At 63.4% G+C, this 464-nt stretch carries 1 protein-coding gene; it reads right to left on the bottom strand.

Annotation, left to right across the window (positions count from 1 at the left end; genetic code table 11):
- On the bottom strand, window positions 1–422 hold a 422-nt coding region (locus NW853_RS00330; protein WP_414336286.1), incomplete at its 3' end, for a hypothetical protein.
- Between the last annotated feature and the right edge of the window lie 42 nt (window positions 423–464).

Below are 464 nucleotides of genomic sequence, written 5' to 3'. Positions count from 1 at the left end.
ATGGCCCCGGCAGTGCCAGATCCCCCCACATTGACCACCACCACTCCGTTGGAGTTGGTGATGCCGCCGCAGGTCGGCGGCACCGCTTGTCCCGGTGGGATGAAAGCTCCCCCATCCCCATCAACCGCATCGCTCAGAGCCACTGGAGAGCCACCTGCCGGTGTCAAGGACAAGCTGCCTGCCACATAGCCAAGACCAGGGACGAGGGGATCGCACACCGTCAGCGTCGAGCTGGGCGAATCCAGCAGGAAGTAGATGGCAAACTGCACCCGCGCTCCCGGACGTACCGGCTGGTTGACGGCACCTTGCAGGAAGGTTGCTGCCCCGCCCGGCCAAGGGATCCCTGGGTTGTCGTTGGGATCTGTGGGCTCGTCGAAGAACTCACGGATGGGAAGGCCGTTGACAGCGCTGATCCGCTTCACCAGCCGGATCCCTTCGCTTGGGGCTGTCTCTTAAACACAACT

It is taken from the genome of Synechococcus sp. H55.11 (assembly GCF_047462475.1).
GTDB lineage: Bacteria > Cyanobacteriota > Cyanobacteriia > Thermostichales > Thermostichaceae > Thermostichus.
Note: the sequence above shows the minus strand (reverse complement) of the source record. Positions and strands in the feature narration are given on the sequence as shown.